Annotated in this window: 6 protein-coding genes; all 6 read right to left on the bottom strand. The window is 38.2% G+C overall.

Going from position 1 to position 7,627, the window contains the following annotated elements; translation table 11 throughout:
- Window positions 1-231: 231 nt before the first annotated feature.
- A complete protein-coding gene (locus tag C7H79_RS15935) occupies window positions 232-726 on the bottom strand; it encodes a hypothetical protein (RefSeq protein ID WP_106708243.1) in 495 nt (164 codons plus the stop codon).
- Window positions 727-1,007: 281 nt separating this feature from the next.
- On the bottom strand, window positions 1,008-1,397 hold the full coding sequence (smbP, locus tag C7H79_RS15930) for a small metal-binding protein SmbP (RefSeq protein WP_106708242.1): 390 nt from the start codon (window positions 1,395-1,397) through the stop codon (window positions 1,008-1,010).
- A 101-nt stretch (window positions 1,398-1,498) separates the two neighbouring features.
- Complete coding sequence (locus tag C7H79_RS15925) at window positions 1,499-4,033, bottom strand: ATP-binding protein (protein ID WP_106708241.1); 2,535 nt, start codon at window positions 4,031-4,033, stop codon at window positions 1,499-1,501.
- Between the two features lie 86 nt (window positions 4,034-4,119).
- Window positions 4,120-5,319: an EAL domain-containing response regulator gene (locus C7H79_RS15920; protein WP_106708240.1), complete on the bottom strand. Its 1,200-nt coding sequence runs from the start codon at window positions 5,317-5,319 to the stop codon at window positions 4,120-4,122.
- A gap of 1,187 nt (window positions 5,320-6,506) precedes the next feature.
- Window positions 6,507-7,067: a hypothetical protein gene (locus tag C7H79_RS15915; RefSeq protein WP_106708239.1), complete on the bottom strand. Its 561-nt coding sequence runs from the start codon at window positions 7,065-7,067 to the stop codon at window positions 6,507-6,509.
- Window positions 7,064-7,486 carry a CBS domain-containing protein gene (locus C7H79_RS15910; protein WP_106708238.1) on the bottom strand — a complete coding sequence of 141 codons (423 nt, stop codon included), beginning with the start codon at window positions 7,484-7,486 and terminating at the stop codon, window positions 7,064-7,066. The genes C7H79_RS15915 and C7H79_RS15910 overlap by 4 nt, the downstream gene beginning before the upstream one ends.
- Window positions 7,487-7,627 lie beyond the last annotated feature (141 nt).

Genomic DNA, 7,627 nt, shown 5'->3' with positions numbered 1-7,627 from the left:
GCATGATTCAATCTCCTTATGTTATTGATCTCAAAGCATTTGAGCAGAAAATACTGAAAACAGTTCATAGGCATAAAATATTTTTATGTTATGGATAGCTACTTCTGCGTTTGGCAGCATCATCGACTGGCACTTGCTGGGAGTCTTTGGATTATTCTATTGTGCCTGTATACAGTTTATACTCTACGCGGCGTAGCGCGGCGCGTTCCTTGAACATACGAATGATTCAAATTAATGGAGTAACTGACTTGCTGAGCGCCGATGCTTTGGAAATGCGTGAGTTTGTTTTTCGTTGCGTAATTTAAAGTTGTGCATGAAAGGAATTACTTTAAATTGGATGAATTCAGCTATGTTTACTTCCATAGCGAAATTAGCAACAAAGCGCATGAAAAAATCCAATACTTTCTCTTCATCTACTTGATGAAATGGAACTAGATTATTCATACACAGTAAATGGCTTACAGAGCATAAAAAAGGCGTTAGACGTTTAAACTGATCAAAGTCTTCTGATTCCAAATAGCAATTTGATAAAAGATTGGCTAAATTGTTTTCAAGCGCAGCTAAGCGCAAGTTATGTAAAAAAGTTACTGTATGCAGTTGAAAGGAATTTTCAGGCATTTGTATGACAATCTCGTAATCTAACTCTGGAATATGTGAATCGGTGAGATGTTGTAAATGATTAAATATTGAATAACATTCTATTCCTACTTGCTTGTCTGTTTTCATTGAGATCACCTCTAATTTAATCGAAGCTTTTTCATGGCCTTTAGCCGAACAGAATCAATTTGAACATAAAAATATTCATAGCCAAGCAAACAATAAGCGTACAACTGCCCTTCAATACATTGTTTAATTCAAAGATTGTCAAAGAGACTGTTCAACGAATGAATTTGTGGCAAGATTGAGAAAAATGTACCAACTGAGGGCATGAACTAAGTTCGCTGCGGTAGGAAATTTTCGGCTAGGTCCGTGATGCACGCGCATTAAACAACCCGAAATGAAATAAGCTAATATTTCGTAATTTCCTTGAAATGAGCCGCGGCTATTCTTGCTGATTTTCTCGCTGAATCATGGGCTTCATGTTTCCCATGTTCAATAGCTTGCTCCAGACTAATAATGGCAATTGCTAAATGAATCCCCTCGGCAGATGAAATATAATTCTGGTTTTGTACCAAGAGTGCATGAATTCTCGCAGTTGTTGAGTGTTTTGCAATAGCTGCTCCATCATCCGCTATTACCGAAGCTTCAGAATATTTGATTGCCTGAAGTAAATGTTTCTCTGTCCAACATCCTGATAATGATAAAAATGAAAGGATTAAGATGTTTAAATAAAATATTTTAATTATTTGACGCATTTTGAAAAATGACTTAGATTTCATTACATTGTTAATATTCATTTAAATCACCCATTCTGGTAGCTAAATAAACCCGAAGTAAGTATAGATCTATGGAATTATCCTAATGCCTTAAAATAAACAGATTTTATGATCTATTTGTGTTAGCGCCTTTTTGGTCGAGTTGTAAGAGCTTCAGTTTTTTTCTGGTTTCTACTTTTGGATAATAAGAAGTCTTCAAATTGTTTTATAGCATCATCCAGCGATGCTTCTGCGGTTCTAACACCAACCATATCCCCCTTTTGTGCATATTGTTCTATCGCCTCACAAGTTTTCACCAAATGAGTAGCCCCGATCATCTTGCAACCACCCAGCATACGGTGAGAGATATTTTTTACACGAGTAATTTCATTCTGTTTTAACATTTCAACTAACACCGCATGATCATTCAGGATATGCTCCCGGAACTCATGCAGAACTTGAATTTGCTCGGAACTATCCGGAACAGTTTTTCCTAATTCCATGAAATTAATGATATCGATACTTTCGTTAGCCTCGAGTTTCGTCAATGACTTAACCGGATTCTCATTCATTGACAAGAATTTTTCCATTACAGCTTTTAAGTGTGTGAGATTGGCAGGCTTAATCAATAATTCGTCCATGCCAGCGGAGTGGCAATAGTTTACTTCTTCGGCAAGCGCATTGGCTGTCCAGGCAATGATCGGAGTACGTGGAAGCTGTTTCTCTGATTCAATTCTACGTATCTCGTTTGATAAGCTGTAACCATCCATCTCTGGCATGTGACAATCGGTAATCACCATCGCGAAATGTTCATTTTGCCACATAGACAATGCTTTCTTGCCATTAGCTGCGGTTTTGACGCGAAGTCCCAACAATTTGAGTTGACGCGCCAGCAAATCTCGATTAATTGGATGGTCATCCACTGCCAGCACCAATGGATTGTCCGGACTGTCTTCCAACATAGGTTGGATTTTCCTTTGTTCCACCTCAAGATTCATTTGTCGCACAACTTCTCCAGGCACATCACTAACTGGCAATGTCAATATAATGCTGAAAATCGATCCTTGACCAAGATTGCTATCCAACTCAATCTGCCCATCCATCAGCTCCGCAAGGCGGCGACAAATCGCTAATCCTAGCCCGGTCCCGCCATACATACGCGCTATGTCAGCATTTTCTTGTCGATAGCGTTGAAACAATTGCTGCTGCGCATCTTTGGCTATGCCAATCCCAGTATCCTTGACAGAAAAACGTATTCGTTCGCCGTCTTCGAATTTCTCAATTAATTCAGCACGAACCATAACCTCTCCACCCTGGGTAAACTTAATTGCGTTGCTTACGAAGTTATTAAGTACTTGCGAAAGGCGTAGAGGATCAACGATATGCGTTGGATTGAGGCGATCATCGGTTTGTTGCCACAATATTAGATTCTTGGCACTGGCTGAGCGCGAATAAGTATTGACAACTTCTTGCAAAAGCTGCGCAATCGACGTATGGCGCATGGAAAGTTCCAGCTTTCCTTCTTCGATCTTTGACCAATCTAAAATGTCACTGACAATACGCAGCAATCCTCTACCGGAATTCCAGGCAGTATCCAATGTGGCGCTTTGATCCTCGTCCAAATGAGTCATGGAAAGCAGCTCTAACATTCCTAGCATGCCTGTTAGCGGTGTACGAATTTCATGACTCATGGTGGCCAGAAATGAATCTTTGGCATGGTTGGCCATTTCCGCGGCAATTTTTAGTTCATTGAGTTTCTTTTCTTTTACCTTAATTTCGTTGATATCGTTAATGACCCATATTTCTCCACCTGGGTAGCTATCAGGATCAAGTGATTTGACAATAAGATGAGCCCAGAAATTTTCCCCATCTTTGCGTTTAAGCCTGGATTGAATGTTAAATACATCATTTTTGGCAAGATGAGACCTGGCAATGTCAACCAATGATGCATCATCTTTCTGTTTACAGAATATGCTATCAAGCGGAATGCCCAGCAAGGCATCCGAAACATTGTGCCGAAATATCTCTGCTGACTTGGGATTGGCGCGAACAATGCGCCCATCGACAGCAAACATAACGCCAACCTGCACGTTATCGAGTATCGATTGTAATTCGAAAGTGCGTTGCTGCACTCGTTGCTCAAGCTCTTCGTAAACGCGGACATTTTCCAAAGCTACTGCAGTGGTATCCGCCAGCGCTTGCAGCAGCTTGAGTTGCTCTGGAGCAGGCAGATATTGTTCGGCCCAGTAATTGCCAATCGCCCCGATCGGATCAATAGTGCGAATCGGCACCATTGCAAGACTGCGTACAAAAGTTGGCCGGTAGGCGTCAACCGGAATACGTGGATCGGCGAAGATATCTTTAATAACCACAGGCTTCCGGTTAATCATAGACCATCCACTGATGCACGCATTCATTGGAAAGCGCTGACCTTTCCATAGTGGGCTGATAGCATCTTCTTCAGCATAAAAACACATTCCTTTGTCGCGCAGCACGAAAGTCGCGCCATCGGCACCAGTCAATTCACGCGCAGCATGCCGCACGATTTCCATGACCGTTGACAGGTCACGAGCCATGGACAGCATTTGGATCACTTCAACTAACTGTTCCATGGCATGCGTATACCATTGGCTGGAGACCTGCTCATTAGCTTGCTCAGCAGAAGTTAGCTGGTTCATATTAGTGTCCTTAAGTAGAAAAAAGAATATTTAATACCTTTTAAGAAGCTCGCCGGAAACTCAAAACGACAAATTGTATATTTTCATTAATATTTCTGTTTTTTTTCGACACAATAGTCAATAAATGAAGGCAGATTCATAGGCTTTGCAATAAAATATCCCTGTGCCGTATTGCAACCCATATCCTTAAGCATATCCCAATCCTGTTGAGTCTCCACTCCTTCAGCCACACTCTGTACTTTCAATTCGCGTGCCATATCTATACTTGATTTGATCACAATGCGTGCTGCTTCATTATTAACAGAATCCTGTATAAAAGACTGATCTATCTTGAGTTCACTGAAAGCAATTCGCGTAAGCTGTTGCAAACTGGAATAACCAGTACCGTAATCATCAATCGACAATTTGAATCCATTCATGCACAAACGCGTGAGATTTTCCAATGCATGGGCAGCGCCTGTCATAGCCGCTGTTTCAGTTATTTCCAAAGTGATATAACTGGGGTCTACATCAGCTGCTTTCACAATCTTGGAAATCTTGTTCGCCAGTGTGATATCGTCCAATGAGACCAGAGAAAGATTGACAGATACGGTAATTTTGCAATTATTATTATGAAGTAATCGACATGCGGCAGCAGCTTTATCAAGGATCAAAAAAGACAATTCATCTATCTGGTTATTTTTTTCGAGCAATGGAATAAAGATATGGGGACCGATTACGCCATGCACCGGATGAATCCATCTTGCCAGTGCTTCAGCTCCAGTCACCCGGCTTGTTTGTAAATCTATTTTGGGTTGTAAGAATGTTTCAAACTGCTTGTTACGGATACCCTGTTTCATTTCATCCAGAGAAAAATTGATTGATTCGGTAGACGGAAACCACTTATTTTCGAATCGTTCGTATTTTAGAAATAAATCTTTCAGATGCTCCAGGTAAATGGGTTTCTCAATTGCACCTAATAATTTAGCACCGTACATTCTGGTCATTTTGCCTGCGGATAAAACCAGTTTGCTGTCTAATGCGCTGATTATGATGACTGAGATGTTGTATTGCTTCTCTCCGAGATGACGCAAAAATTCCAGACCATCCATTTCGGGCATATTTAAATCACAGATCACGATATCTACCGGAGTTTCACTTTGTTTACGAATAATCTCCAGCGCGCTTCTGCCATTGTCCACGTCATTTACTGATAGCACATTTAAAGCATGCAGCATCTTTACAATCATCTTACGCTGGAAATTATCATCTTCGACAACTAAAATATTTAGCCGATTAGCTACCATAAGTTTCTTTCCTGATTATTTAATACAATACAATGTTAGAAATTTGAAAAATTAACTTTAAACAAATTGCTTTTCATGAAATCTCCTGGCATAAGGATTAGTTCTGCGATAACTTCCAGTAGTTAAAAAAGAATATTAAAGACACTTTAGAAATGACGCCTAAGATATTAATATAAATAACATGAATTTTCTTATCGAAAGGCTCGAATGAATCCATATTGATTTATTTGTTGCAGTTGTAATACGTCAGATATTTCCTATTTAAATGTAGGAAATGCGGCCGACAAACTAAATTTACAATGACTTTTTAATTGTCATATATTCCTGTAAGAAAACTTACCTCGCTACTACCTGATCGAAAGATCTTCTTCTCAACTTTATTTAATTGTATTTATTATTGCTTGCATTCTTAAAATGTTCCAATTACTTTGACTGCCAATATGAACCACGCTCAAAATTCGTTTTTTCTACACGCAGACTTGACGCGCGGAAAGATCGGACACTTTCTTCTTTTCAACGGATATGATGGCAAGTGCAATACCGCCCTTCCCTGGGTATTCGCCTTAATTACATGTTTATAGTATTTGTTTTGGAAGCAGATTACCGTAAGATCTTTTGATTTTTAAGACTTAGTGCTTCTTGGCGCAATATTCCGCTCCATACATTCCATAAAGAAACATATAGACTGTAATCATGCAACATAAGTAAATAGTTTAACTAAATTGTTTATGTCTATGTATGCATAATAATTTGTTGTTTTTACAAACATCAGCATCACAGATCCGGTGGAATTAGAGGTAGATCAGTGCTTGCGTTTTGCACATTGTCTGGAGGTTATTTTTGTGTTGTAGTGCCCTTTCCTAATGCTCTTTAACAAAGCAGAACTTGAATCGATTTTTCCGTCAGTGATAATTTTAATGGCTGCGATAGTATTTTTTTAATTCGTTGATATAGCAATAAGTTAACATAACTATCTATAGTTTTGCATTAATCTTTGATTACTGAATAATATGGAACTTAAAAATAACCTTATACGTATTTAAAGATTTCTAATTGGCTCCAGTGAACTCAGAGAGTCTTATTGTTTTACTTTAATATTTGTTTCTTGTACATTGTATACAAATAAGTTTTTATAGATAATATAAGTTAGATTTGACGATGTGGGTAATTATAATATTAGTTTAATGTCATAACGATCTAACTAAAGTAGCAGGTTGATTCTTAGTATAAAACTCGGTGAGATGAGTATGCCCATAATGAAAATTTGTTTGCACGTGTGAAATTTTCAAATTCTTGTTGTTAACATTATTCCAGATGGGAATGGCATTGTTTGATTTCGGTGGCTCTAATCCTTCCAGGCTCAGAATAAATTGAGAAAAAGTGAAGGTCGATAACCTAGCGGATGAAATCGCTTCATCATAGGCACCATCGTTGAGAACAATAATCCCGCTAATAATAAAATCATTACTATATTTATTACCTAAGCAAGTCAAAGCGCCTGCTGAATTCTCTAATTTATGATTTTTAATTTCATCCAAATTTCTATTGGCAGACATTAGATTTAATTCAAATAATAATTTATTAGGTTCTTCACCTCCTGCAAATTTAAAATGCTCTGTGCCGTTCTCTAACATTTCAAAGCGAGAAAGAATGCGCCACTTCGACAAATACGAAGATTGCTTCTTATCACCCTTCCGTAATGATTCAATATAGTGAATCCAATGCAGATTATTTAAAGTTATGTTCATTTTGTGGTTGTTTGCATTAGAGCTAAAATTACTTTAAAAACGTTCCTGGCAGATATGATTCCGAGTGGTTCCATTCTATCGTTGACTATTGGAATATATGAAATAGGCATCTCGCTGAATATTCCAATTGCTGCTGCAATAGGTGCATCTGACTTCAATACAACAGGATCACGAGTTGCGATCTGATGTACACGTTTATTGAGTGTTGCCACATCTTTAAGTGTTTCTGTCACCGTACCGACATTTGGACTCAACGCCATATAAAGATCTCGATCAGAAACCACAGCAAAGACTTTTTTATCCTCAACCACTATCGCGTAATGAATTTCTGATTTTTCAAATATTGCTTTTACAACGGATAATTTATCATCAAATTTAATTGTAATAAGATTAGTATCCATGAATTCAGAAACAAGCATAGTTACACTCGCAATACACCAGGTGAGAAATAAGGAAAAAAGCCAGGTATTGTACTAGTTTCATAAGTCTCAAAAATACAAGAAATATCTTAAATATTCATAGGAAAAATCCTTCTTTAATATATAAAACACATAATTAAA

It is taken from the genome of Nitrosomonas supralitoralis (assembly GCF_003011925.2).
Taxonomy (GTDB): Bacteria; Pseudomonadota; Gammaproteobacteria; order Burkholderiales; family Nitrosomonadaceae; genus Nitrosomonas; species Nitrosomonas supralitoralis.
This window is presented reverse-complemented; position numbering and strand designations above follow the sequence as displayed.

Excerpts from the sequence above, each read along its gene's own strand:
- C7H79_RS15935 (WP_106708243.1), bottom strand. The coding sequence starts at position 726 with ATGAAAACAGACAAGCAAGTAGGAATAGAATGTTATTCAATATTTAAT.
- smbP (WP_106708242.1), bottom strand. The coding sequence starts at position 1,397 with ATGAATATTAACAATGTAATGAAATCTAAGTCATTTTTCAAAATGCGT.
- C7H79_RS15925 (WP_106708241.1), bottom strand. The coding sequence starts at position 4,033 with ATGAACCAGCTAACTTCTGCTGAGCAAGCTAATGAGCAGGTCTCCAGC.
- C7H79_RS15920 (WP_106708240.1), bottom strand. The coding sequence starts at position 5,319 with ATGGTAGCTAATCGGCTAAATATTTTAGTTGTCGAAGATGATAATTTC.
- C7H79_RS15915 (WP_106708239.1), bottom strand. The coding sequence starts at position 7,067 with ATGAACATAACTTTAAATAATCTGCATTGGATTCACTATATTGAATCA.
- C7H79_RS15910 (WP_106708238.1), bottom strand. The coding sequence starts at position 7,486 with ATGCTTGTTTCTGAATTCATGGATACTAATCTTATTACAATTAAATTT.